The sequence below is a fragment of the Sphingobium sp. D43FB genome (genome assembly GCF_002312805.1).
Classification (GTDB): domain Bacteria; phylum Pseudomonadota; class Alphaproteobacteria; order Sphingomonadales; family Sphingomonadaceae; genus Sphingobium.
In genome coordinates this window covers 1-25,367 of sequence record NZ_NMUA01000021.1, presented here as the reverse complement: position 1 = coordinate 25,367, position 25,367 = coordinate 1, and the positions used below count along the sequence as shown (strand labels likewise).

Here is a 25,367-nt window from a genome sequence, read left to right as displayed (position 1 = left end):
AATGGTAGCGCTATCGAAACGGGCAATCAAGCGAAATTGTATGTGTAAATATCGCCCCGTGTGATTAGGCTGTCGGAGACGAAAAATGCGTCCAGACAGGGCGGCGGCAGCGTGAGAATGTGCCGCAGGAGGAGAGGGTATGGAATCGCTTCAGTTGCTCAATAATGTGGCGCATGCCGGTTTGCGGATGCGGGCACCGGACCATGGATCTGGTCCGTTCGTGCGAATCGTCGTTGGTGAAATCCTGGCCGCTGCCGCTGCCTGCCCGATTCTTTTTTCCAAACATGCCGAGACGGGCCGATTCTATCTGGGGGCGCTAACCGGGTTGAAGCCTGGCGAGCATCTGGTGGATTCGCCCGATGATCGTCCCGCCTTTCGGGCGCTGGAGGCGGATCGCGAAGGCTTCTTTACGGCCGAGGAGAATATCGCCTTCGACCCGGACCATCCCCGCTTTGCATCCGGCGATGGTGACCCGTTGTTCGATGCGGAAGGGAAGCCCACCCTACAATTGCGCGTCGTCCAACAGGCGCTAAGCCGCCTGGTTGCGGGGATGGAGGCGACCGAAGCCTTCATCGCCGCCTTGCTTGCGCACCGGCTGATCGAGCCGATCGACATCGCGCTCAGCTTTGATGATGGGGAGACGGTGCGGCTGGATGGGCTCTATACGGTGAGCCTCGATAGTCTCGATGATCTGGACGATGCGGCCGTTATGATGCTGTTTCGATCCGGGCATCTGCGCCTTGCCTATGCCATCGCCGGATCGTTGCAGCATATCAGCCTGATGGCGCGTCGGCGGAACGACAGGCTTGGACGGTTCGGCTGACCGATGGCCAGTGCCGCTGTCCCTATCCTGGAACGAACCGTTGCCGAAGTCGGAGGTGTCGAAGGTTTGCGACATTTGGCGCAGGCGTGCCGCCCCGTTGTGATTCGGGGTGTCTGTAGCGACTGGCCTGCGATGCAGATGAGCGTACAAAGCAATGACGCCGTGCTTGCCTATCTGGCGCGATTCGACAGCGGATCGACAGCGGAATATTTCGCTGGTCCGCCAAATTTATGTGGGCGCTATCATTATGGCGATGGGCCTGGCGGCTTCAACTTTGCCAGGGAAACCATCGCCGTTCGGCAAGCGATCGCGCGGATCGCCGTCAATGCGCAGGATGCGGGCGAGACCGGCTATCTGGGTTCGCTGCCGACCGATCATCATTTCCCCGGCTTTGCCGAGGCGAATCCATGCGCGTTGTTGCCGCCGAACGTCCGCCCCCGGATATGGCTGGGCAATGCCTCGACCGTTGCCTGCCATTATGACACCTATGATAATCTGGCCTGCGCAGTAGCCGGGCGGCGACGCTTCACCCTCTATCCGCCCGATGCGATCGGCGATCTCTATGTCGGGCCGATCGACCATACATTGTCGGGCCAGCCGATATCGCTGGCGGCTGGAACTGCAGGCGACGATCCGCAATATCCCCGCTTTGCGGCCGCGCGGGCGAGGGCCGTGGTAGTGGATATGGCCCCCGGAGACGCGCTCTACCTCCCCAAATTATGGTGGCACCAGGTCGAGGCGCTCGATCCCGTCAACATCCTCGTCAATTATTGGTGGGATGGTTTCAGCGCCGGGCCGGATGCGCCGCACACCGCCATGCTGCTCGCCATGATCGCCATCGCAGAACGGCCAGCGGCAGAACGGGACGCCTGGCGCGCCTATTTCGACCATTATGTCTTTCGCCCCGACGGCCATCCTTTGGCCCATATGCCGGAAGGGCAGCATGGGGTGTTGGGGCCGCTAGGCCAAGGAAATTATGGGCGGATACGCGCCTTGGTGATGCGCCTGTTGCGCGGACAATAACGACGAAAATGGAGGGGTTGGCATGACGTTCAAGACACGGATGATGGTCGTTGCGGCGTTGGCGATGGCCGGGGCATCGATGCCTGCGTTGGCGCAGGTTGCGACGGGTGCGCCGCCAGCTGTCGCCGGGGCAAAGCCGGTAACGATCGAGCGCATCAAGGTGCATGCTCCGACGATCGAGGGCAATCTGGAAGGCGAAGCGGCCGACCGCGATGTGTTGGTGATCCTGCCGCCCAGCTACGGCCGCGAACCATCACGGCGTTATCCGGTCGTGTATGCCCTGCACGGCTATTCGATCGGCGCGGAGGAATGGGCGAAGGAAATCCACATTCCCCGGACCGTGGAAGGCGCCTTCGCCAAGGGCGCGCAGGAGATGATCCTGGTGCTGCCCGATTCCAAGACGGTCCATAATGGGTCGATGTATTCCAGTTCGGTGACGACCGGCGATTTCGAGAGTTTCGTTGCGCGCGATCTGGTCCGTTATATCGACGGCCATTATCGGACGATCGCACAGCGCGAAAGCCGGGGGCTGGCCGGGCATAGCATGGGCGGTTACGGGACCAGCCGCATCGGCCTGAAACATGCCGATATGTTCGGTGCGCTTTATATGATGAGCCCCTGCTGCCTGTCGCCCCGCGATCCGGCGCAGATCGATCCGGCCGTGTTCAAACAGCTCGAAGCGGTAAAGTCGCCCGCCGATTCGGCTGGGCTATCCTTCATGCTGCGCGCGCAATTGGCGACGGCTGCCGCCTGGTCGCCCAACCCGCAAAAGCCGCCGCTTTATCTGGACATGCCGGTCAAGGACGGGGTGGTGCAACCCGATGTCGTGGCCAAATGGGCAGCGAATGCGCCGTTGGCGTTCGTCGATCAATATATCGGCAATCTCCGCCGCTATCGTGCGATCGCCATCGATGTCGGCGAGAAGGATGGATTGAAAGCTGATGCGCAGACGCTGCATGGCGTGCTTGATCGCTATGGCATTCCCAACAGTTTCGAAATCTATGAGGGCGATCATACCAACCGGGTGGCTTGGCGATTTCAGGATAAGCTGCTGCCCTTCTTCAGCGCGCATCTCGCCTTTCAGGGCGCGCGATAAGCGGGCGGGTCAGACCTCCAGGTTGTTAAACGAATGAAAATGGCGGCACTAAAAGATAGCGTTAACATTAATGGCCTGATCGGCGCTTGTAAGCGGCGCTGTTCGGACGTTCTGCAAGCGCGGAACGGCATAATTTGCATAGCGGGAGGATCACATATGAAGCGCTCAAATCGGTATATCACGGCCGTAGCTATGGGATTCCTCCCGGTGATAGCTATGCCTGCTGCTGCAGCACCTGGCTTCGACGCGCTATCTGGTGACCATTCGGTTATCCAGCGCGATCGTCCGGCCCTGATCCGTGGGAGGGCTGATCCGGGCGAGATGATCACGATAACATTGGGCGCGGTGACTCAGGTCGTGACGGCGGATGCGCAGGGGCGGTTCCAAGCGGGGTTTGCCGCGCTTACCAAGGCTGGACCGATCGCACTGTCGGCGCGCAGCGACAAGGGGCAGGCAACTGCGCGAGACGTGGTCGTGGGCGACGTCTTCCTATGTTCGGGCCAGTCGAACATGGAATTGGAAGTGCGCAATGCGCAGGATGCCATGGGGCAGATACGCAATTCGTCGGACGAGCAACTGCGCCTGATGACGGTTCCGCGCGAAGCGGCGGACCAGGCACGGCAGGACTTTGCCAGTGCGGTGTCGTGGAAGACGGCCAGCTCGGAAAGCGTGCCCGATTTTTCCGCTGCCTGCTATTATATGGCGCGAGACCTGCGCAAGACGGCGGGCGTTCCGATCGGCGCCATCTCCAGCAGTTGGGGCGGATCGCAGATCAGCCCCTGGATGGGGGAAGTGGCCCAGGCCGCGATCGGTCGCGCCGATCGCTCCGCCATGGTGAGGTTGCACGCCAGCGATCCCATCGCAGCCGAACGGGCGGCGAGCGCCGAATGGGAAGACTGGTGGCGCGCAGCCACCGGCGATGCAGTCGGTAAAGAACCTTGGCAGCCTGGTAGCGCTCTTGCATGGGCAGATGTGCCGAAATTGGGGCCGTGGGAAGAATGGGGCGTCAGTGCTCTCGCCGAATTCAACGGCATGGTCTGGTTCCGGCGCGAGGTCATTTTGACCGCTGCGCAGGCGGGCCAGGCGGCGACCCTGTCCTTGGGTACTATGGATGATGTCGGCCGGGTCTGGATCAATGGCAGTCCAGTGGGGATGAGCGCCAAGGCATGGCAGCCCACCAGCCTGACCGTGCCACCAGGTCTGTTGAAGGCGGGTCGTAATGTCCTGATCATCAATGTGATGGATAATTATGCCAATGGCGGGTTGCTGGGACCGGCGAGCGACATGGCCTTGCGGTTTGCAGATGGGGGCGATGTGCCGTTGGGCGACAAGTGGCGCTATGCCGTGGCAGCCAAATCGCCCCCCGGCGCGCCGCGTGTGCCATGGGCTGATGTGACCGGCGCGGGCACGCTCTTTAATGGCATGATCGCGCCGCTGGGTGCGATCGGCTTGAAGGGTGTTGCCTGGTATCAGGGCGAGTCCGATGTTGACCTGCCTGGCTATGCCGATCGGCTGGCGGCAATGATGGCCGAATGGCGCGACCAATTCCGCGCGCCCGACCTGCCCTTCGTCATCGTGCAGCTCGCCGCCTATGGCAAGCCGACGACGACACCGTCGGAGAGTGGCTGGGCGCGGATGCGCGATACGCAATATCGGGCCGTGGCAGCGGACCCCCATGCGGCGTTGGCCACGGCGATCGATCTGGGCGATCCGTTCGATATTCATCCCGGAGAGAAGCAGGAATTGGGTCGTCGTCTCGCGCGCTCGATGCGGGCTGTTGCCTATGGCGAACGGCATGCCGCCAGCGGTCCGCAGGCGGCCAGAGCCATCGCTACGCCGGATGGCGGGGCCATGATCGAATTTTTAGGGCTAACGGGCGCCCTTCAGACGCGTAGCGCCGCGCAGGCGATCGGCTTTGAGCTTTGCGGGCAAGCGGCGGATAGCTGTCGCTATGTCGGCGGCGAGGTGGAAGGATTGCGCATCCATCTTGCAGGTGATGGTCAGCCAGCCGTGCGGGTGCGATATGGCTGGGCGGATTCGCCGGTCATCAACCTCTATGACGAGGCCCCTCTACCGGTCGGTTCGTTCGAGCTGCCGATCGGGACAGGTCGTTAGGGAATGGCTATGATGGGCGGGCGGATTACTACACCGCCCACCCATCATGGCGATCAGCGTAGCAGGGCCGCGTCACCCCAACTGACGGGCAGCATTTCGCCCGGAACCCCGTCATCGGCTTGCGCGACCATCTCGATGAGGGCGACGCCTTTTACATCGACGGCAATCGGCGTTGGCGTTTCGCCGCGGCGAACAAGCGGCGTTCGCGCCAGCAGCTTGCCGTCGCCATAGACAGCGAAACGGACACCATGGCGCGAGTCCGCTGCACTGTCATCTACCCCAGCCATGGCCGTCAGGCGGCTATAGCCCTTGTTCCGAATTTCCAGCCGTGAATTGGCAAGGACGCCAATGCCGGACGCATAGGTCTTGCCAGCGATCGCGAGCGGCTGGTTATAGGGGGTCGCATCGGGCTGCGCGCCGCCCCAACCCGCATAGATGGGACGTTCGCCCAGCCCGCGCGTGCTGCGCCAGCCGGGAATGGAGCGGAAGATCGTGGGATCAGGCGCAGGGGCGGTAACCCCATCGACGGCCGGGTTGATATTGCCAGGTTGCTCCGAAAGATAAAGACCGTCCGCTAGGGTCCGATCGCCCTTGGCCATGAAGACAAGCGTCTGTCGTGGCGCAACCTTCAAGGCCTGCTCCCCGGTAAAGCGGCTCTGTTCGCCCGTCCAAAGGTCGGTCAAAGCCACGGCTTGGTCATCGCGGAATTTGAGATGGCCGGCCGTCAGTACTGCATCGACCGGCGCAAGGCCCCGGTTGAACAGCGCGACCGCCTTGTCGCCATTGGCCAATGTCTTGACCAAAATCTGCAATGAATCGCTGTCGAAGGCGACGATGGCCTGATGGCCAGCCGGATCCTGATTGACGGCGATCAGGTCGGCATTGCCGAAAATATCCATCAAGGATTGCGGGGTCTTGCGTAGGTCCGCGCCGATCAGCAGCGGGGCGTTCATCATCGCCCAGAGCGCAAAATGCGATCGCGCTTCGGTCAGATGCTCAGCGTCGAAATCGCCCTGACCGATGAACAGCATGTCGGGATCGTTCCACGACCCTGGATGGGCATAGAGCGCCCGGCGTACCGCGCTGTCGTAGTTCGTCAGCATCCGCGCCCAATGGGGCGTGATATCGTCGCTGGTGCGCGAGCTATTGCCATAATCCTTGCCCCAGGCGCGCACGTTGGCGCTACCCCACACGCAGAGCGAGAGCAGATAGTCATTGTCCGGGTTATGACGGGTAAGCGACTGGTTGATCTGGCTGAACAATCCCTGCACCGCGGGAACATCCGAGCGGGTGACCGACGCCTGGTCGATCAGGGGCGCGAGCATGCGATACTTGCCGGACTTCACCGGTGCGCTGCCCTCGCCAAAGGCGCGGATGCCGCATCCGTCCACTTTGATGAGATCGAAACCCCAATCGGCGAAGAAGAGCCGAATATCCTGATCGATATGGCCATAGAGTCCGACCTCGCGTTCAGCGATCGACCCTTCGGGCAATTGCGCTTCGCCAGTCGAATAGGCCTGCGAACAACTGTTGCGACCAAGGTCCGAATAAATGCCCGCCTTGAACCCCATGGCATGGAGCTTGTCGGTCAGGGGACGGAAAGACGGGTCGCCCTTGCCCGCGCGCAGGGACGATGGGAATTTCTCCGAACGGATCAGCAATTTGCCGTCATTCGTGCGGCGCTTAAGCCACCAACCATCGTCGATATTGATATATTGATAGCCCTTCTTGGCGAGGCCGCTGTCGATGATCCGCTGCGCCGATCCGAGTAGCTTTTCCTCATCGATCTCGGTGAAAAAGGCGTTCCAGCTGTTCCACCCCATGGGCGGCAGGGCGGCACTGCCCCCCTGATAGGCGCTCCAACGGCCTTGCGGCGCGAGCGGATCGGCTGTCTGTGCAGACAGGCTGGTGCTGGCGGCAAGGGCAGTTAGGCCGAGCAGCAAGCCCCGGACGTAAACCTTCGACATCAGGCAAAATCTCCATCTTCAAGCATGAGGGTGCGTCCGGCCTTGAGCGATGCCGTTGCGCGACGACCACCGAACCTTATGGTCCTTTGGCCGTCCATGTCGGGGTGCAGCGTGACGCGCGTGAGCCGCCCATCGCGCCAGGCGAGATCGACGCCGCACCGTCCGCGCGCGCGCAGCCCGGTGACACGTCCTTCCGGCCATGCGCTTGGCAAAGCGGGCAGCAGGTCGATGACATCGCCACGGCTGTAAAGCAGCATTTCGACGAGCCCGGCCGTTCCGCCGAAATTGCCGTCGATCTGAAAGGGTGGGTGGGCGTCGAACATATTGGGATAGCTGTGATCGGGGCCGAGCAGGTAGCCCAATATGCGATGGGCATGATCGCCATCGCGTAACCGCGCCCATAGCGTGATACGCCATGCGGTCGCCCAGCCGGTCGCCCGGTCGCCCCGAATTTCCAGCGTCCGGCGCGCCGCGGCGGCCAATTCTGGTGTATCCTCAACGCTGATCTGGTGCGAGGGATAAAGCCCATAGAGATGCGAGACATGGCGATGATCCTGTTCGGGTGCATCGGCATCCCAATCCTCCCGCCACTCCTGCAACTGTCCCTGTCGGCCAACCTGATAAGGCGCAAGGCGTGACCGGGCAGCCTCCAGTTCGTCCACGAAGCCGGCATCTACTTTCAGAATTTGCGCGGCCGCGATCGTCTGACCGAACAGGTCGCGCAGGATCGCCATGTCCATGGTCGGCCCGGCGCAGAGGGTGCCGCCATGACCATGCGGATTTTCCGGGCTCATCGACGGGTTGGTGACGAGGTAGCCGGTCTTTGGTTCTGGCTGCAACGTATCGAGGAAGAAGCGGGCGGCTCCGGCCATCAGCGGATAGATGGAGGTCAGGAATGCGCGATCCCGGCCATAATCATAATGATCCCACAAATGTGTGCAGAGCCATGCGCCGCCCGTCGGCCATAGCCCGAACTGCGCGCCGTCGATCGGCGCGCTGGCGCGCCAGATGTCGGTATTATGATGCGCGACCCAGCCGCGGGCGCCATACATGGTCGCCGCGGTGCCCGCGCCGGTGACAGCGAGGTCGCGGACCATATCGACCAGCGGTGTGACGCACTCACCCAGATGCGTGGTCTCGGCAGGCCAATAATTCATCTCGGTATTGACGTTGATCGTATATTTCGACCCCCAGGGCGGGCTGAGGCTATCGTTCCACAGGCCTTGCAGATTGGCAGGCTGGCCACCCGGCCGTGACGAAGAGATCAGCAGGTAGCGACCATATTGGAAATAGAGCGCTGCAAGCGCCGGGTCGTCCTGGGTCGGCGACGCGGCAATGCGCTTGTCGGTCGGCAGGTCTGCGGCGGCCGATCGGCCAAGGTCGATCGACACGCGGCGAAAGAGCCGCCGATGCGCGTCGGTTGCATCCGCCGCGACCCGCGCAAAGGAACGGCCACGCAGGCGATCCAGCGTGGCCTGGGTCGCAGCTACGGGATCGCCGCTGACATCGTCGAACCGACGATAGCTGGTCGCCATGGCGATCATTAGCGTGACCGCATCGGCGCCGCGTACTTGCAATCTGCCGCCTGCACCTGGCTCAATCCGCCCGCCCTCTACCGAAGCGGACAGGCGGGCGGCGAACTGCAAGCCGCCCTTTATGCCTGCGGCATCGCCATTGCGGCCGGTCATCAACAGGTTTGCCGATCCATCGGCCTCAACCGCGACGATCTTGTGCGGGGACGCCAGGCCGATATCGACGTTGAGCTGTCCTTCGCCCGATGCCGTCAGACGCATTGCGATGACCTGATCGCCTGCCGACGCAATCACCTGGCGCTGATGATCGATGCCATCGGCGGTAAATCGGGTGGTTGCCATGGCGCTGTCCAGATCCAGGCTGCGCCGATAGTCGGACGTCTGCCCTAGGCCGGAGAAATCCAGCATGAGATCGCAAAAGGCCTGATAGGGCATTTGCGTGGATGGCGTGGCGAGGACGGCGTCGTTCGCCAGGGCTTCGGCCTCGGCAATCTTGCCTTCGAAGATCAACGCGCGGACTTTGGATAGCGCGACACGCGCCGCAGGGTTGACCGGGTCATAGGGCTGGCCCGCCCATAGGGTGGACTCGTTGAGTTGCAATCGTTCCTGGCGGATGCCACCAAAGACCATCGCGCCCATTCGTCCGTTGCCGACAGGCAGCGCCTCCGTCCACACCGATGCGGGCTGTTCATACCAGAGCATAAGAGGTGAGGGCGGGCGAGCGACTGCCCCACGCGCGCGCGCGGTTGAGAGGGCAGCGGTGCCCGCTGCTATCGCCGCAACGCTCTCGCGACGGCTGAATTTCATGGCCTTGCTTCCTCCACCGCTTCGGGCAAGGGCGACAGGGTGAAGCTGTCGATATCGATATAGCCGCCGTCCGGCCGCGCATTATAGCAGGAAAGGGCGAATTGCTGCCCCTGGAACGTGCCGGTGCGCCAATCGAATTTGAGCGGGAAATGATCGCCTACGCCAGTCCATTTTCTTCCGTCCCGGCTGTAGGCGACGCGGCCTTCGTCACGGACGAAGTCCATGTCGGTGCGTAGCCAGAGCGTCTGGCCCGACACGGGCACGGATGCGACACGGGTTTCGGTGCGGGGGCCATCCTCCGTGGAATCGGTCACCATCATGGTCAGGGTGCGGCGACCCTTGTCGCCTCCGACGATCGACAATTGGGCGCTGATCTTGCCGAATGTGCCAAAGCCGCACACATCGCCTGAACGTAACCCGCGCATGTCCACTTTGACGATAGCGCGGCTGCGAGGCCCCTGCCCCTTTTGCGTCAGCGTATTGCGTGCCGTCCATAGCCGGTCGGCCTGGGTTGCGTGAAGCCGCAGGAAGCCTGGCCGTTCGCGCAAAGACCAGCGGCGGTCATCGGGATTATGGTTCCATTGCCATTGCAGGCCCAATGTCGATGCGGAAAAATCATCCGATGCGGGCGGTTCGGCAAAGGGGTGGCCCATGATCGGCTTGGGCGCGCGGTCGGGTACGCGGCCCGGTGCGTCGGGCGTGCCCCATATCGGCCAGTCGTCCTGCCAATATACCGGGCTGATATTGGTCATCCGGCCGATCGATCCGGCATCGACCATGACAAAGCCGGCCCATTCGCCATTGGCCAGATCAACCAATGCGCCCTGATGGCCGCCGCTGGTGTCGTCGATCTGCGGACGGGTCTCCCACGGTCCCTGCAAGCTGCGCGCCCGCGAGACGCTCAGCGCCAGTTTGGAAGGGAGCGCGTTGAAAAGATAATACCAGCCCGCGCGCTTGATGATCTTCGATCCTTCCGCGCCTTTGTTATAATGGACGACCTTGGACGCGGTAATCTTGGTGACGTCCTCGTTCAGCGTCAGCAATGTCACGGTGCCGTCCGTCCCGATCGACGTCATCAGATAGGCTTGGCCATCATCCTCGAAGAACAGCGCCGGGTCGAAAGCGTGGCGATCCAGTTCGGTATAGGTCCAGGGGCCGGTCGGGCTGCTCGCGCGATAAATGCGCGTGTTGAGCCCTATCGGGCTGACGGCCACATAGAAAGTGCCTTTGTGATGGCGCATGCTGGCCGCGAAGAAGCCCCGGCGATAATCGCCGCCATCGCTCAGATCATAGCGCGGGTTGCCCTCCAGTCGGTCCATGAGGTGGCCGGCAATCTGCCAGTTCACCAGATCCTTCGAATGAAGAATGGTCATGCCTGGCGCATTGGCGAAGGTCGTGGTGATGAAATAGAAATCCTCGCCGACGCGAATGATGTCGGGATCGGGATAGTCGGCGAAGAGGACGGGATTGCGATAGGTGCCATCGCCCTGGTCCGCCCGCCAGACTTGCGCGGGCAGGGTGGTGGCGGCCAGCGACAGCCCCAGCAGGGCGATGGATGACTTGATGGTCATGAGACGCCCTTTTCAGGATGCAGGGGTGTAGCGATAGGGGCCGACGACCGTTCCGACGAAACCTCCCGCTTTACGCGTGCTCAGCAGTGTCGCGTCCAGATCGGATTTCAGCGTCGCCCGCTTTCCGTCCACTTCATAGTCGAACGCCATCTTGCCACCTTCGGCGCGGATGGTGAGCGTTACCGGGCCGGTGGCGGTCAGCGGTGCGGAGGTGACCAGCATATCGGTATCGGCATTGTCGCGCGACGTCAGCGCGATCATCTTTTTACCGCCAACCTGGGTAACGCCGAACACTATATGGCTGCGGTCGCTTTGGATTGCGGCCAGCCCGGCGGTGTCGCCATCCTTCTCCGGCGTGAAGCGCATGGTCGTGGACATAGTGGCGACGGCATGTTGCTGCCGCCGTCCGACGAAGGCCGGAACTCCGTTCAGATCGCCGAGCGGCGTGCTACTTTCCAATTCCAGTGCGCCGTTGGTCACGCGATAGAAGGGTTGGTGGGGCGTGCGGATACCGATCCACTGCATCGCCAGACGATCGCCGTCGAAATCATCGGTGTAGGTGAAGTTGCCGCTCACCGGCAGCGCAGGGCTAGGCTGGGCGGGCAGGTCAGGCACCTTGCCGACATGGGGTATCTTTTCGCCACGGGGCAGAATGATCGGCCAGCCATCTTTCCATGTTACGGGCAGCAGGAAGGTTTCACGCCCGATATTGTAGAAGTCGCCCTTATAGGGGCGTACCGCCAAGAAGGTCGCCCACCAGTCCCCCTTTTGCGTCTGGATCAACTTGGCGTGCCCGGCGGACCCAATCGGATCGGGCCGGTTGGGGTCCATATCCCGCTGGGTGAGAATGGGATTGTCCGCATAAGGGAGATAGGGGCCGCGCAGTTTCTTCGATCGCAGCACGACCTGGGAGTGATTGACGCTGGTGCCGCCCTCGGCTGCAGTCAGATAATAATAGCCATCCTTGCGGAAAATATGCGGCCCTTCGATCCATACCGGCTTTTTGCTGATGTCGACGCCGCCATTGATCAACTGGGTGCTGGGGCCGACCATTTTGCCGGCGCGCCAGTCATATTCCTGAATCCAGATGGCGCGATGCCCGTCATAGCGCGGCGGTTCATCGGGCGCGCGATTGTTCACGATATAGGCTTTATCCCCTTCCCAATAGATGGATGGGTCGATCCCTTCGAAGGGTAGCCAGATGGGGTCGGACCAAGGACCGGCCGGATCAGTGGCCGTGATTACGAAGTTGTTGCGGCAAGCGACGCAGGTATTGACGATGTAGAAGACGCCATCATGCCAACTGATGTCAGGTGCGAAGACGGCTTCCGATGTGCGGCGACCGGTAAAATCGAGCTGGCTAGGCCGGTCGATCGCATTGCCGATCTGGACCCAGTTCACCAGATCCTTCGACTTGAAGATCGGCAGGCCGGGGAAATGGGCGAAGGAGGAATTGACGAGATAATAGTCGTCGCCCACGCGGGTAATGGTCGGATCGGGATAATAGCCCGACAATATGGGATTGATATATTCGCCTGGTCCGGCCTTCACCTGCTCGATCGACTGGCCGTCATAAGTGAAGCGCTCGAAGCGTGCTGGCTCGGCCTGCGCCGCCGTGCTGGATAGTGCCAATGCGGCAAATGGCAGCAGCCGACCCATTATTCCCAGGCCAATATGCATCAATCCCTCTCCTCATTCTATCCGACGCGGCATGACGGAGTGGACGCCTTGAAACATCTCACGCCATCGCTTCGATATGTGATAGCGCTAACATATGTCGTTGTCGACCCGCTTGCGAAAGCCGGTTTGACCCGGTGAGCCGACCGCAGACGCCGGGTTTTCGCGTGCCCAACATCAATTATCAAAAAATGGCCCGCCTCCTGGTGAAGAAGCGGGCCATGTCGCGATGCCGTTTACGGCTTCAGCGTCTCGCGGCGATTCGCAGCCTCAGGGGAGGGCTGGCGGACAGGGAACAGGCGTGCCGATGCCCTCGATCCGCACATTGCGCAGGCTGACCGTCATCGGCGCATCCGCTCCCATGCGGAACGGCGTTCCGATCGCCTTGAAATCGGCACCCTTATCCTTGAAACATTGGAGCGGGATTTGGATGCTGCTTTCCTGGCCCAGCGGCGCTGCCGCCGCCAGTGCGCTGACATCCAGCCGCGCATTGCCCATCGCGATCGAGACGGGGCCAGTGCCACGGGCATCCATCCGCCAGTCGATGCGCAGGGCAAAGCCGCCATTGAGTTGCCGCAACATGTCAACGGCCGGGCCGTCAATGGCGATATCGCCCTTGCCGCTCCACTTGAACTGGCGCGCATCTTCCTGCGCGGCGATATCGACGGCGCGCATGGACACGCTGCTGTCGAGGCCCAGCCGCCATGGATCGAGCACCCGACCGGTGCGCAGGAACAGGCTGTCGCTGACCGCTGGCCCCTGCTCGACGCGGGGGTCTTCATTCACTGGGCCTTGGGCATGGGGATGGGCGTAATCCAGGCCATAGCCGACTGGGAAAAGGGGTGCGGTGACTGGAGAGCGGGCGTCCGCGGGCCACGCAAAAGGCAAGCGGCCGGTGAAGTCGCGTGCCGGTTTGCCGTCCTTGCCCGCCACCAGCACATCAGCAACGCCCTGCCCTTGCGATCCGGGAAGCCAGCCGGCCACGAAGGCATCGGCAAGGTTGAACGCCGGGCCGACGAACAAGGGGCGGCCCGACAGGAAAAGCGCGACCGTCGGAATGCCCTGCGCCTTCAATTTGGCGAGCAGTTCGCGTTCGCCATCCTGACCCTGGAAGATGAGGTTCGATACGTCGCCCTGAAATTCGGCATAGGGCTGCTCGCCGAAGACGACGATCGCGACGTCTGGCTTGTCGGTAAAATCGCCGGTGGGTGCCAGCTGCCCGCTACCGCCAGCCTGCTCGACGGCATCGACGATGGCACGGCCGATCGTGCTGCCTTTGGGGAAATCCGCAGCGCTCGTGTCCGTGCCCTGCCAGGTGATGGTCCAGCCGCCGGCCTGCATCGCCATATTGTCGGCGCCGGGGCCGGTGACCAGGACTTTCGCGCCCGGACGGATGGGGAGCAATGAGCCTTCATTTTTGAGGAGAACGAGCGACTTGGCGACCGCTTCGCGGGCGATCGCCAGATGCGCATCGGCTCCGACCAGTGCCGGATCGCCGCGCGCGATCCGGTTCGGCCCCATCAGGCCTAGCTTATATTTGACCCGCAAATTGCGCCGCACGGCGTCGTCCAGTCGCGCCATCGGAATGGTGCCGTTGCGCACATCGCGCAGCGTGGCATCGAACAACCCCTTCCAGCTATCGGGAGCCATGAACAGGTCCAGCCCCGCATTGATCGAAGCTGCGCAATCCGTGACAGTGCAGCCGGGGATCTGTCCATGACCGTTCCAGTCGCCGACGATCAGCCCTTCAAAGCCCATCCGCTTTTTCAGAACATCGGTCAGCAACGTCGGATTGCCGTGGTTCTTTGCCCCATTCCAACTGGAAAAGCTGGCCATGACGGTGAGTGCCCCGGCGTCGATGGCGGCGGGGTAGCCTTGCGCATGGATGCGGATCAATTCTGCTTCGGGCAATCGGGCGTCGCCCTGATCCTTGCCGTCTTTGGTCCCGCCATCGGCCAGAAAATGCTTGGCGGTTGCCGCGACCTGTACCGAGCCGAGCGGTTTGCCGGGGAGCAGGTCGCCCTGCAAACCCTCCACCATCGCCTTGGAATAGGCTTTCACCAGCGCCGGGTCGGCGGCATAGCCTTCATAGCTGCGGCCCCAGCGCAGATCCTGCGGCACCGCCAATGTCGGGGCAAAGGTCCATTCTATCCCGGACCCAGCGATTTCCGCTGCGGTGGCGATACCGATGCGCTGGATCAGTTCGGGATCATGCGCGGCGCCAAGGCCGATATTGTGCGGGAAGATGGTTGCGCCCGGCAGGTTGGAATGACCGTGAACAGCATCGACGCCGAACAGGATGGGGACGCCAGCCCCCGCCCTTTCGGACGCGGCGCGATAGTCGCTGACCAGCTTGATCCAGGTCGCGGCATCGGCGCGCTCATTGCCGAATGGGCCGGAGTTGCCGCCCGCCAGGATCGATCCTAAGGGATAGCGTGCCAGTTCCGCCGGCGTAATCGCGCTGATGTCGGCCTGTATCGTCTGTCCGACCTTCTGCTCCACCGTCATGCGCGCGATCAGGCGATCGATGGCCGCTTCGGTCTGGCGATCGGTAATGGCGGCCGGGCTGTGGGCCGCGGGCCAGACTGACGGGTCTGCCTTCGCTTCCGGTGGCACAACGACGGGATCGGCGGATGTCCGCGGCTGCCCCGACGCCTGCACAGTGCCGCCAATGGCCAGCGCCATGATCATGATTCCCGCTGCTGAGCGCATCGGCATCCTTCCTCGCAATTTTGTGTGAACGTTCTCAACGCCTGTTTGTCATGGCTTGCGAGCAGGATCAAGCCTTTTGCGCCGATTGGTGATCAGTGCCGTTTTGTATCGCGCAGCAGGATGGCTGCGATGGCGGACAGCAAAGCCAGAACCGCAAATAATCCTGAAAAGCCGAGCGTCGGCACCAGCACAAGCGTCAGCGATGGCATGATGAGCGAGGGGACGGTGTTGGTGAGGTTGAACAGGCCAAGATTGCGGCCCCGTCGTCCATCGTCGGGCAGCACGCGCAATGTCTGCGCGCTATGCAGCGCCAGGAAGATGTTGGTGGAAAGGCCAAACAGCATGAATCCCGCGATTGCCGCTACCGGCCCACGCGCCAGGGCCATGGCGGTAAGGCCGATTGCGGCAAGCAGGGCGGCGATGCAGAGCGGGGCTATCGGCCGATCGCGGCGGTCGGCCCAGCGTCCGGCTATCAAGGCGCAGGGTGCCGCCAGGAACAGAACCAAGGTCAGGATGCGGGCCGTAATGGCATCGTCGAAGCGTGTGTCGATCGTCTGAAACCAGAAATAAAGATAGGCAAAGAGGGCGGCCTCCGCGATCTGGACCAGCAGGCGGGCGCACCACATGCGCGTGATCATCGCGCGCAACCAGGGCAGCGGCGCTATGGCCGCGCCTTGCAAACGCCGTGTGGCGACAGCGCCCGATGGGCCCAACAGCAGCAGCGGCAGGACGCAGGCCATCGCCATCATGCCCACCATCGCAAAGCGCCAAGGCGGATCGGCGAGGCCAGGCACTGTAACCAACGCGCCGGCCAGCGCCCCGGACGCTGGCGCAAAGGCGAGTAGTCCGCCCAGCCGTCCTTTTTGCCTGTCGGGCACGCAATCGCCCGCCCAGGCGGCCAATGGACCCAACATCATGTTGAGCGCCATTTGCCACAGCAGGATGAGCAGAATCAGTGGCCCCAACCGCTCAATATGCGGGAACAGGCAAAGTATCCCGCTGGACAAGAGCAAGCCGGTTGCGACCCAGAGGCGGCGATGCCCTGTCACGTCGCTGAGCCAGCCGAACAGGATATTGGCGAGACTGGCGGCGATGGCACCAAGGAAGGTGGTCGCAGCCAGCCAGCGCACATTGTCCGTCCCTGCGAGCAGATCGACGCGCACCGGCAGCAGGATGGTCAAAAACGGCGTGTAGGCGATCGCGGCACCGGCCCATGCGAGCGCATAGAGAAACAGGAAGCGAGGATCGCTACCCGCCGCCACTTGTTCAGGCGACATTGGGCGGCGGCGCGGTCGAGCCACGTTCGACCAGGCCCATGGGAATGATGACGGGGGCGGGTGGATCAAGCGTCACACTGGGCGCGGTGATGAGAAGACGCACCGCCATGGCCGTCGTCTCGGCGATAGGCTGGTCCACTGCGGTCAATGGTGGTGTCGTGAAGCGGACCAGCGGCGTGTTATCGAAACTGACCAGCGATAGGTCGGCGGGGATGGCGAGGCCCGCGTCACGCGCCGCCTCGATCGTGGCGAGCGCCATCTGATCATTGCTGGCGATGATGGCGGTTGGTCGGTCTTCCCGTGCCAGCAACGCCTGCGCCGCGCGCAAGCCCGACGCATAGCCGAAATCGCCGGTTTCCAGCAGGGCTTCGGTAGGCAGGCCCGCCGCCGCCATTTCCGCCTGCCAGCCATCGACGCGCCAGCCCGACAGCCGATATTCGGCGGGCCCTGAAATGAAGCCGATGCGCCGATGGCCAAGATCCAGCAAGTGCCGTGTCGCGCGCCGCGCCGCGCCCTCGTCATCCATCGACACGCGGATACCCGCAGGCAGCGCGCCATCGTCCCGCCCTTGCGCCCCGATACGCGCATAAGGGACATGATGGCGTTTGAGCGTCGCCAATATGCGCGGATTGTCCGAATGGGGCGGGGTCAGAATCGCCCCATCGGGTTGCAGCGCCGACAGGGCGGCACCCAGTTCGCGCTCCAGATGATCGGCATGGGTATCGACCAGCTCGAAGATCAACCGATAGCCATGTTCGGCACATTCCAGCATGCCGCCCAGCAACATCTGGTCGACCCAGTCCGTACCCTGCCGCGCGCGCCAGTCCGCGATCGTGCGTTCGCGGTCATTGAGCGCCAGAATGAGGTAGGAGCGCGATCCGCTCATCCGTTGCGCCGCTATCGACGGCACATAGCCCAGCCGATCGATCGACGCCTGTACCCGGTCGCGCATTTCCGGGCGGACATTGGGTTCGCTGTTGATGACGCGACTCACCGTCTGCAGGGATACGCCCGCATCTGCCGCAACATGTTTGATCGTGACTGCCAGCCGCCGTCGCGCCATTTACTGCCCATTCTCCGTCGGGGGAGTGGCGTCTTTCTGCCAGACCCGCACCCAATCGATCTGCATCGTCTTGGGAAAGCCGGTGGGATCGACGCCCTTGCTGTTGCGTCCTTCGGGCAAGTGGCCGCCGATGGCAAGGTTGAGGATGAGATGGAAGGGGCGGTCGAACGGCGCGCCTGGCTTGTCGGACCCCAGGCTGTGCCATTCATGCGGCGCGCGCCGTGCAAAATCCACGCCGTCGACCCGCCAGACGATGCCGGTGGCGTCCCACTCGATTTCATAGACGTGGAAGCCATCAAGCGGGGTCGGCATGGGCGTTTCGTCGCCGATATAGCGGTTACGCGGCGGGAGGCCGCCGAAATGGATCGTTCCCAGGACACGATCTTCTATCTGTCCTGCGCAGGTGTCGCAGGAGGTGCCTAGATTGACGGCCTCCATGATGTCGATCTCACCGGACTGCGCCCAGCCGCCATAATCCCATCCTTCGGGCAGCATCCATATGGCGGGCCAGGTTCCCTGGCCCTGCGGCAGTTTCGCGCGAACCTGCACCTTGCCATAAAGCCACGATGCCTTGCTATCGGTCGAGAGGCGCGCCGATGTAAAGGGCTTGGTGCGGGTGGCGCGCGCCTTGTCCGGCGTCGTGCGCTGATCCGGCGGGAAAGCCGGGCCTTCATGGGATTCCTGCCGCGCGATGATGTCCAATAGGCCATTGGCGATGCGGTGGTTGGCCGCAGAGATTGTGTAGCATTGCCGCTCTTCATTGCCGCCGCCCCAGCAATTGTCGGCAAGGTTCCATTTGCGCGGGTCGAGTGCCGGACCATCAAATTCATCCGCCCAGACCTTGTGCCAGCCCGGCTGTTCCGGCGCGGCAGCAGCCACATCGGCACTGGCGCACAGCAGCGTCGCGATGAGGAAACGCGCGATCATGCCGCCACCGGCTCCTGCGCGCTGCAATAGCGCGCAATATAGGCCGCATGATCCGGCAGGTTCGCCACGGTACGGGAAACCTGGTCCTTGAGCGACGCCAGAAGATGGGTCAGTTCGTCGGGCCGCAGCTTGCTGGCTACGGGGTGATGGCTTTGCGGGGTGATGCCCTGTCCCATCATGACCTGCACCCAGCTATTTTCTGCGAATAATTCCTCATTCTTGCGGAAGACGCGGCCGGTCTGCCGGAATAATTCCATGCGGTGGGCAAGGCTGTCGGGCACCGCCATGGCGGCGCAATGGCGCCAGAAGGGCGTATCGCGCCGATCGGTCGCCTTATAATGCAGGATCAGGAAATCGCGGATCTGCTCCATGTCCGTCATCTGTTGATCGTTGAATTCTGCGATGTCGAGCGGGCTGACGGTGCCCGCGGGCAGCATCCGCAAGATCCGCAGCACGGCGCGCTGGATCAGATGGATGGACGTGGACTCCAGTGGTTCCATGAATCCGCCCGACAGGCCCACCGCCACGCAGTTGCGATGCCATTGCCGCCGTCGCGCCCCGGTGCGGAACCGGATCGGGTTGGGCTGCACCAGCTTGTCGCCTTCGACCGAGGCCAGAAGTTTTTCGAGCGCAGCGTCCGGGTCCAGGAAGCCGCTACAATAGACGATGCCATTGCCCTGCCGATGCTGCAGCGGAATGCGCCATTGCCAGCCCGCCTCATGCGCGATGGCGCGGGTATAGGGGACGGGCGGCCGCACGCTGCTGGTCTGGATCGCCACCGCGCCATCACAAGGCAGCCAGTGGGTCCAGTCGTCATAGCCAACATGCAGCGCGCCTTCGATCAGCAACGCGCGAAAGCCGGTGCAGTCGATGAACAGATCGCCTTCGATCCGCCGATCGCCGTCCAGTCGCAGCGCGGCAATGTCGCCGCTTTCGCTGTCGAGTTCGACCTTAGCGATGCGCCCTTCGATCCGCTGGGCGCCATCCGCTTCCGCCATCCTCCGCAGGAAGCGGGCATAAAGCCCCGAATCGAGCTGATAGGCATAGTTCATCCGGTCGTCGGGCAGATGCGCAAAGCGGCCAGCCTCCGCCGCCTTCAACTCCAGGCAATAGTCGCCATAGGGCGCGTCATGCCCTTGGGCTTGCCCGTGCATCCAGAAATGCTGGAATCCCGCCGACCAATGATCCTTGCCGGTCCCGCCGAAACTGTGGAAATAGCTTTCGCCCGGCACGCGCCAATTCTCGAAATTGATCCCCAGCTTGAACGTCGCCTGGGTCGCGCGCATGAAGTCGGCTTCGTTGATGCCCAATATGCGATTATAGGCGACCAACGGCGGGATGGTGCTTTCGCCCACGCCGATCGTCCCGATCTGCTCGCTTTCGACCAAGGTGACTTGCGCCACTGGTCCCAGCGTGCGGGCGAGTGCGGCGGCTGTCATCCAACCGGCCGTGCCGCCACCGGCGACGACGATGCGACGAGGCGGGGGTAGCGTGCTCATAGCGACAGGCTCCTCAGCAGGAAATGATGCATGCGTTGCGCAGATTCTGCGTCGAGCGGGGCCAGCACGCCACGGCCCTTTTCCGGCAGATGGGCGCGGGCTGCCTCACCGCCCGAAAATACATAATGGTCGAACATGGCTTGCCAGATCGCGCGCTCCTCTTCGGGCAGGTCGCGGATGGTCATGATCGCATGGTGCAGCGCATTATAGGGCTGGCCCAAATAACGCGGCGTGTCGCGCCACCAATAGTTCACTAATATATTAAAGTCGGCCAGCCCTTCGACATGATGATACCAAAGGGACGGTATGAAGAGTGCATCCCCCGGCTCCAGCTCGGCAATCTGGGCGGGCGCGAGCGCATCGCGGAAACGGGGATAGGCCGCAAAATCGGGGGCCGCGAAATCGACCATGGAGATTGGGCGCCCGGCTGGGGTGATGTCGATCGGGCCAAGATAGAGGTTGGCGAACTGGTCGGGCGGGAACAGAGTGAAGCGGCGACGCCCCACGGCACAGCAGGCCAGATTATCGGGAAAGTCGTTATGTGCCGCGATGCGGCTGGCATTGCCGATCCACAGGGATGTTAATGGGGTGCGCGAACCCAGTGGCATGGGGTGTGCGTCGGCCAGTCCGTCAAAAAACTCATGGATATCAACGGAACCGAGATAGACGGTGGGGACTTGCGCCACATCTCGTCCTTCGGCCGCATCTAATTGTGCAAAAATGTCGGACAACCTGCCTTTGCCCATGCGGAAATTGACCGCCATGGCGTCATCGTAAAACAGGCGTCCTTTGGCATCCGGCTCGGCCATCGACACCACAAAATCGCGGTCACGCGCATGGGCCAGCAAAAAGGCGCGGGCGGCGCTATCGGATTCCAGACCGGCCTGCACCAGCGGCCAGTCGCGCACCAGTCCCCGCACGACAAAAGGCGTATCTTCTTCCCGCAGCAAAGTATCCAGCGTTGCATCGTCGGTGGCTTGTAGCACCCTGACCGAAGGCAGGCCGACCGGAGCCGCCTCAGCCACCGGCCACTCTACGATTCTTGCGCGCGACCAGCTCGTTGAACTGCGCGATTGACGCCACCGCCATGAACAATGGCATCAAATGTCCGGCCCGGTGCAGCTCATCCAACGCGACGGCATCGAGCGCGCGCAACCGCTCCTCGTCGATGATGTGAAAGCCGACCAGGCTGTTCCGCGTCCCATCGACCAATGGCACGTCCAGCGTAAAGGGTTCGAGCAGCGCATGACGTTCCAGCGCAGCAAAGAAATCGGCGCTGGCCTGAAAGGCGGCATCCAGGTCGCCGAGCCGTTGCGCAATGCTGTCCAGCCAGGGGGAGGGCTGCCCTGCCTCGTCGAACAGGGCAACGCCTTCGTCCCCCTCATGGACGAGCCGGGGGCTGCCCATATCGACATGGACCTGCGGCGGCCTGCTACCATCGGACGAACGGCCGATCAGGAAGGGTTGCACCGCCTGCGCCAGCGGTTTGTAGGCCGCATCCCAATGACCTGCTTCCAGAAAGAGATTTTCGCCATTGGCAAAGCCGAACAACGCCACCGCCGAGAGGGTGCCGCTTTCCAGGTCGCGCCGGAACAATATGGGGAAATGCGCCTGCGCCTGGCGGAATTCGGCCGGCATCAACAGGCAGGCCATGACGGCATCACCCAATGCCGCGCCGCTGTCGGTCCGAACACGCAGAGCGCGATGGGTCAGGGAATCAAGGATCTGGTGCTGGGTCATGACGCTCTAATGGCTCCTTGGCGGAGGTGCCGGTGTCCCGTCACATCACCGCTGTCTCTCCACCCGGCTGATGCGGGACAAGGCCGCACCGGTTCAGGTGCGGCCTTGTCCCATCGTGCCGGACTTCAATCAAGTCATCCCGTCAAAAGTTGACGCGAAGGCCCGCGCCATATCGGGCATAGCCGGGCGAAGCGAAGAAGGCGTTGTTTTCGCTACGCAGATGGCCACGGCGGCTGGCGCCGTTTAGATTGATGGCTTCGACAAAGGCGGTATAGCCCTTCTTGAACTGCCAGCTCGCGCTGGCATCCACCTGGCCATAGGCTTCGATATAGAAGGGGTTGGGACCTGTTCCGCCCAGGAACTTGTCGCGCCAGTTATAGGCGATACGCGCCTGAATACCCTTTTTGTCATAGAAGAGGACGGCGTTGGCGCTGTCCGAGAGGCCCGTCAGCGCAAATTGCGGAACGCTGGACGGCTGACTGTTGTCGTATGTCGCGTCGCCACGAACGATCGTGTAGTTCAGGATCGTGCCAAATCCCGTGTCCCAGAAATTATGCTGGATGGCTAATTCAAAGCCATAGAGATGCGCGCTCTGATCCGAGTTGATCGGGGTCGACACCTGGAAATTCACCGCACCATCTTCGGGCAGCCCCAATATCTTGCCGGTATAATTGCCGGTCGCCGGATCGAAGCTGTCGACGATGACCGATGCCGGATAATTGGCGAAGATATAGTTGCGCAGATCGGTCGTGCTGGCATTGGCGCCCAATGCCGCGACGGCCGCCTGATAGCGTGGGCCATCCGCCGGGTTGGTCAGGCCGAACGCGTCGGTGTCGATCCGGGTGCTCGAAATGAAGTTGCGCACCCGCTTGTCGAAAAATCCGACCGACAGATAGCTGGATGGCGCATAATACCATTCGGCCGACAGATCGATATTCTTCGATTTATAAGGAAGCAGGCCCGGATTGCCCTGGCTGCCGGTGCCGCCGCCGATGCGGAACAGCTGATCGACGGTACGACCACCCTGCATCGATGCATAGTCCGGGCGGGTAATGGTATGGCTATAGCTTGCGCGCAGCTTCACATTCTCGATCGGTTCGAAATCGACGTCGATGGCGGGTAGCCAATTGTCATAATCACCCCGGAATGTGGTGAAGTCGCTGCCAGTGCCATAGGTGAGGTTGAACTCGTTGGCGGACACCCATTGCGTGCCGGTCGGGATCGGCACCAGCGCGGACGAACGGACCTTGGTCTTTTCATAGCGCACGCCCGCACGGAAATGAGCCGGACGGTTGGCAACGTCGAAGGCCAGGTTGGCCTGCAGGTAAGGCGCGATGGTGCGTTCGCGGATTCGGCGATCGACCGTGAAGCTTGCCAGGCAATTGCCGTCACCACCGCAGATGCCGTTCAGATCGTCGAGGAAACCGACCATCTTCTCGAAGTTGAACGTGTAGAATTGCTGGATCATCGCCGCGTCGCCCGCGCCCGACAAGCCCTTGAACTTGTCCGGCAGGGTTTCGAGCGTGAAGAGGTCGTCGGACAGCTGGTCCTTGGTGGTCGATCCGCCCCATGTGTCGTTCTGGATGAAGCCATAGGCCGACCGCACCTTGTTTTCGGTATAGGTTACACCGAAGTCGAGGCTGTCGAGGATCGAGCTTTCGAAATCATAGCTGCCACGCAGCTGGCCTTCGTTGATGCGATCCTTGAAATAGGCATTGCGGAACGCATTGCCGGTCGCCTGGATGTTCCCGGCGTCCAACGCATTGATGCCCGGATGCATTTCGACCGAAATGATGGGCAGGTCGTTAGTGTAATCGACCGTCTGGCTACGCACGCCGAACACGGCCGTGCCGACCGAGGTGCTGGTGCCATAGGGATTGTTGGCGCCCGACTCTGCCGTAGAATGATGCGCGTCGAGTTCCAGGCGCAATCCGCCCGGCCCATCCCATGCCAGGTTTCCGCCCAGCGACTTGTTGGTCGATTGGTTTTCCACCAGCGAACCGGAATAGGACAGATCCTTGCCTTCATTGGCACCGAACTGTTCGGAATAGAATTTCGGACCGGCGACTGGACCGTCGGTCCAGGCGCTTGATACGTCATTGAAGTTGAACCAGATGCCGACGTTGGAATTGCGCACCTGCACGGTGTTGCGCGAATAGGTATAGTCGAACGTCGCGGTCAAATTGTCAGCGGGACGAACCTGCAATACGATCTGGCCGTTCAGCCGCTCGCGCTCGATATCATTAAGGTCGTAGCTGGCATTTTGCTGGACCTGATAGACGTCATTGGGGCCGGGACGGTTTTCGATATTAGCAAAACGTGGATCGCCTGCCTGGGGCAATGATCCCCAATTATTTTCGGAGCCCAGATATCCGTCGCGCCAGCCGACATTGGCCTGGTTGACGCTGGCCTTGCGCTTCTGCCACGATCCGCTGACCGCGATGCCGAACAGACCATCGGCGAAAGTGTCGGAAATGATGCCGGATATTTCAGGCGTGATCGGGTCACCCTCATTGCGCGAGCTGTCATAGACACCCTTCACCGCGACGCTGCCTTTGAGGCCCGGCCGATCGAGAGGGCGGGGCGTCTTGATATTGATGGTCGATCCGATGCCGCCGGTGGGCAGGGTAGCGCGACCCGACTTATAGACCTCGACGCCGGCGACGCCTTCCGATGCCAGATTGGCAAAGTCGAAGGAACGGCTGGCGGGCGCGCTGGCCCCATCATCCAAGGTCGATGTCGGCATCTGGCGGCCATTGAGCAGCACCAGGTTGAATTCAGGACCGAAGCCGCGAACGGTAACGGTCGAACCTTCGCCGTTCGAACGGTCGATCGACACGCCGGTGATACGCTGCAGCGATTCTGCCAAGTTGGTGTCGGGGAACTTGCCTATATCCTCGGCGGAGATGGCATCCACCACACCCTGGGCGTTGCGCTTGATGTCGCTGGCGGCATTCAAGCTCGCGCGAATGCCTGTCACCACGATTTCAGCAGGCTGATCTTCGGCTATGCTATCCTGCGCAAAGGCTGGCTGCAGGCCCATGCTCAGCGCCAGAGCAGACGCGCCCGACACATAAGCAGATAGAATCCGAGTCTTGGAAATCGTCATTTTATCCTCCCCGCGCCGCGAATCGGCGTCTGACGTCCTTGTTGTGAACGTTCACCTAATTGATAACGTTCACTTGGTCAACTGCCTGCGCAGTCCATGCCGATGATTTCGCGCCGTGGCCAAGGTGTGACAGTGGGGCCGCGGCATGCCGTTTCAAGGCTCGCATATATAGAGTGGGGCCACTTGGTCGCTTGGACGGGCCTGCGCGGCAAATTCAGGGCAGTGTCGTTTCTTTGTCATTTTCCTGTTGACCGACTCAGTGTCCCCGCTTAGAGGCGTGTTCACCGGACGGGGCGCTGCTGTATGGAAGCGCTCTGGAAGGTTGCCACTATGGCGGGACGCTGGTTCACCTGGACCGTAAGGATCAGGTGGGGTTTGCTGTCCGGATTTTAGTTTGGCGGGTTCTTTGACATTGTTGGTTTAGATGAA

Annotated in this window: 16 protein-coding genes; 4 read left to right on the top strand and 12 right to left on the bottom strand. The window is 62.1% G+C overall.

Annotation, left to right across the window (positions count from 1 at the left end; translation table 11 throughout):
- The first annotated feature begins 139 nt into the window (after nt 1-139).
- From SxD43FB_RS16545 to SxD43FB_RS16530, 4 genes are all read left to right on the top strand, one after another.
- Nucleotides 140-823 (top strand): SapC family protein, encoded by a 684-nt coding sequence (locus SxD43FB_RS16545; RefSeq protein ID WP_096063135.1) that lies wholly within the window; start codon nt 140-142, stop codon nt 821-823.
- Between the two features lie 3 nt (nt 824-826).
- Nucleotides 827-1,846 (top strand): cupin-like domain-containing protein, encoded by a 1,020-nt coding sequence (locus tag SxD43FB_RS16540; protein WP_096063134.1) that lies wholly within the window; start codon nt 827-829, stop codon nt 1,844-1,846.
- Between the two features lie 22 nt (nt 1,847-1,868).
- Nucleotides 1,869-2,942, top strand: coding sequence for an alpha/beta hydrolase-fold protein (locus tag SxD43FB_RS16535; protein WP_255245768.1), 1,074 nt, complete (start codon nt 1,869-1,871; stop codon nt 2,940-2,942).
- Between the two features lie 216 nt (nt 2,943-3,158).
- Nucleotides 3,159-5,057, top strand: a complete 1,899-nt coding sequence (locus tag SxD43FB_RS16530) for a sialate O-acetylesterase (RefSeq protein WP_255245767.1) — start codon at nt 3,159-3,161, stop codon at nt 5,055-5,057.
- A 53-nt stretch (nt 5,058-5,110) separates the two neighbouring features.
- Here the strand turns inward: SxD43FB_RS16530 and SxD43FB_RS16525 are convergent, their stop codons facing one another.
- The 12 genes from SxD43FB_RS16525 to SxD43FB_RS16470 all read right to left on the bottom strand — a co-directional run bounded on the left by SxD43FB_RS16525 (nt 5,111) and on the right by SxD43FB_RS16470 (nt 24,938).
- Entirely contained in the window at nt 5,111-7,024 is a 1,914-nt protein-coding gene (locus SxD43FB_RS16525) for an NPCBM/NEW2 domain-containing protein (protein ID WP_096063132.1), read from the bottom strand.
- Entirely contained in the window at nt 7,024-9,363 is a 2,340-nt protein-coding gene (locus SxD43FB_RS16520) for a glycoside hydrolase family 95 protein (RefSeq protein WP_096063131.1), read from the bottom strand. Before SxD43FB_RS16520 ends, SxD43FB_RS16525 begins: the two co-directional genes overlap by 1 nt.
- Entirely contained in the window at nt 9,360-10,934 is a 1,575-nt protein-coding gene (locus SxD43FB_RS16515; RefSeq protein WP_096063130.1) for a glycoside hydrolase 43 family protein, read from the bottom strand. Before SxD43FB_RS16515 ends, SxD43FB_RS16520 begins: the two co-directional genes overlap by 4 nt.
- Nucleotides 10,935-10,946: 12 nt before the next feature.
- Nucleotides 10,947-12,614 carry a glycoside hydrolase family 43 protein gene (locus SxD43FB_RS16510; protein ID WP_255245766.1) on the bottom strand — a complete coding sequence of 556 codons (1,668 nt, stop codon included), beginning with the start codon at nt 12,612-12,614 and terminating at the stop codon, nt 10,947-10,949.
- Nucleotides 12,615-12,881: 267 nt separating this feature from the next.
- Nucleotides 12,882-15,302: a glycoside hydrolase family 3 protein gene (locus SxD43FB_RS16505; RefSeq protein WP_255245765.1), complete on the bottom strand. Its 2,421-nt coding sequence runs from the start codon at nt 15,300-15,302 to the stop codon at nt 12,882-12,884.
- A gap of 113 nt (nt 15,303-15,415) precedes the next feature.
- The gene (locus SxD43FB_RS16500) at nt 15,416-16,600 is read right to left on the bottom strand and encodes an MFS transporter (protein ID WP_096063127.1); all 1,185 of its coding nucleotides are present in this window, start codon (nt 16,598-16,600) and stop codon (nt 15,416-15,418) included.
- A complete protein-coding gene (locus SxD43FB_RS16495) occupies nt 16,590-17,663 on the bottom strand; it encodes a LacI family DNA-binding transcriptional regulator (protein WP_096063126.1) in 1,074 nt (357 codons plus the stop codon). The genes SxD43FB_RS16500 and SxD43FB_RS16495 overlap by 11 nt, the downstream gene beginning before the upstream one ends.
- Nucleotides 17,664-18,590, bottom strand: a complete 927-nt coding sequence (locus SxD43FB_RS16490) for a glycoside hydrolase family 16 protein (protein WP_096063125.1) — start codon at nt 18,588-18,590, stop codon at nt 17,664-17,666.
- Entirely contained in the window at nt 18,587-20,089 is a 1,503-nt protein-coding gene (locus SxD43FB_RS16485; protein WP_096063124.1) for a tryptophan halogenase family protein, read from the bottom strand. The genes SxD43FB_RS16490 and SxD43FB_RS16485 overlap by 4 nt, the downstream gene beginning before the upstream one ends.
- Nucleotides 20,086-21,114, bottom strand: coding sequence for a cupin-like domain-containing protein (locus SxD43FB_RS16480; RefSeq protein ID WP_096063123.1), 1,029 nt, complete (start codon nt 21,112-21,114; stop codon nt 20,086-20,088). The genes SxD43FB_RS16485 and SxD43FB_RS16480 overlap by 4 nt, the downstream gene beginning before the upstream one ends.
- A complete protein-coding gene (locus tag SxD43FB_RS16475) occupies nt 21,107-21,829 on the bottom strand; it encodes a SapC family protein (RefSeq protein WP_096063122.1) in 723 nt (240 codons plus the stop codon). The genes SxD43FB_RS16480 and SxD43FB_RS16475 overlap by 8 nt, the downstream gene beginning before the upstream one ends.
- A 142-nt stretch (nt 21,830-21,971) precedes the next feature.
- Nucleotides 21,972-24,938 carry a TonB-dependent receptor gene (locus tag SxD43FB_RS16470; protein ID WP_096063121.1) on the bottom strand — a complete coding sequence of 989 codons (2,967 nt, stop codon included), beginning with the start codon at nt 24,936-24,938 and terminating at the stop codon, nt 21,972-21,974.
- Nucleotides 24,939-25,367: the final 429 nt, after the last annotated feature.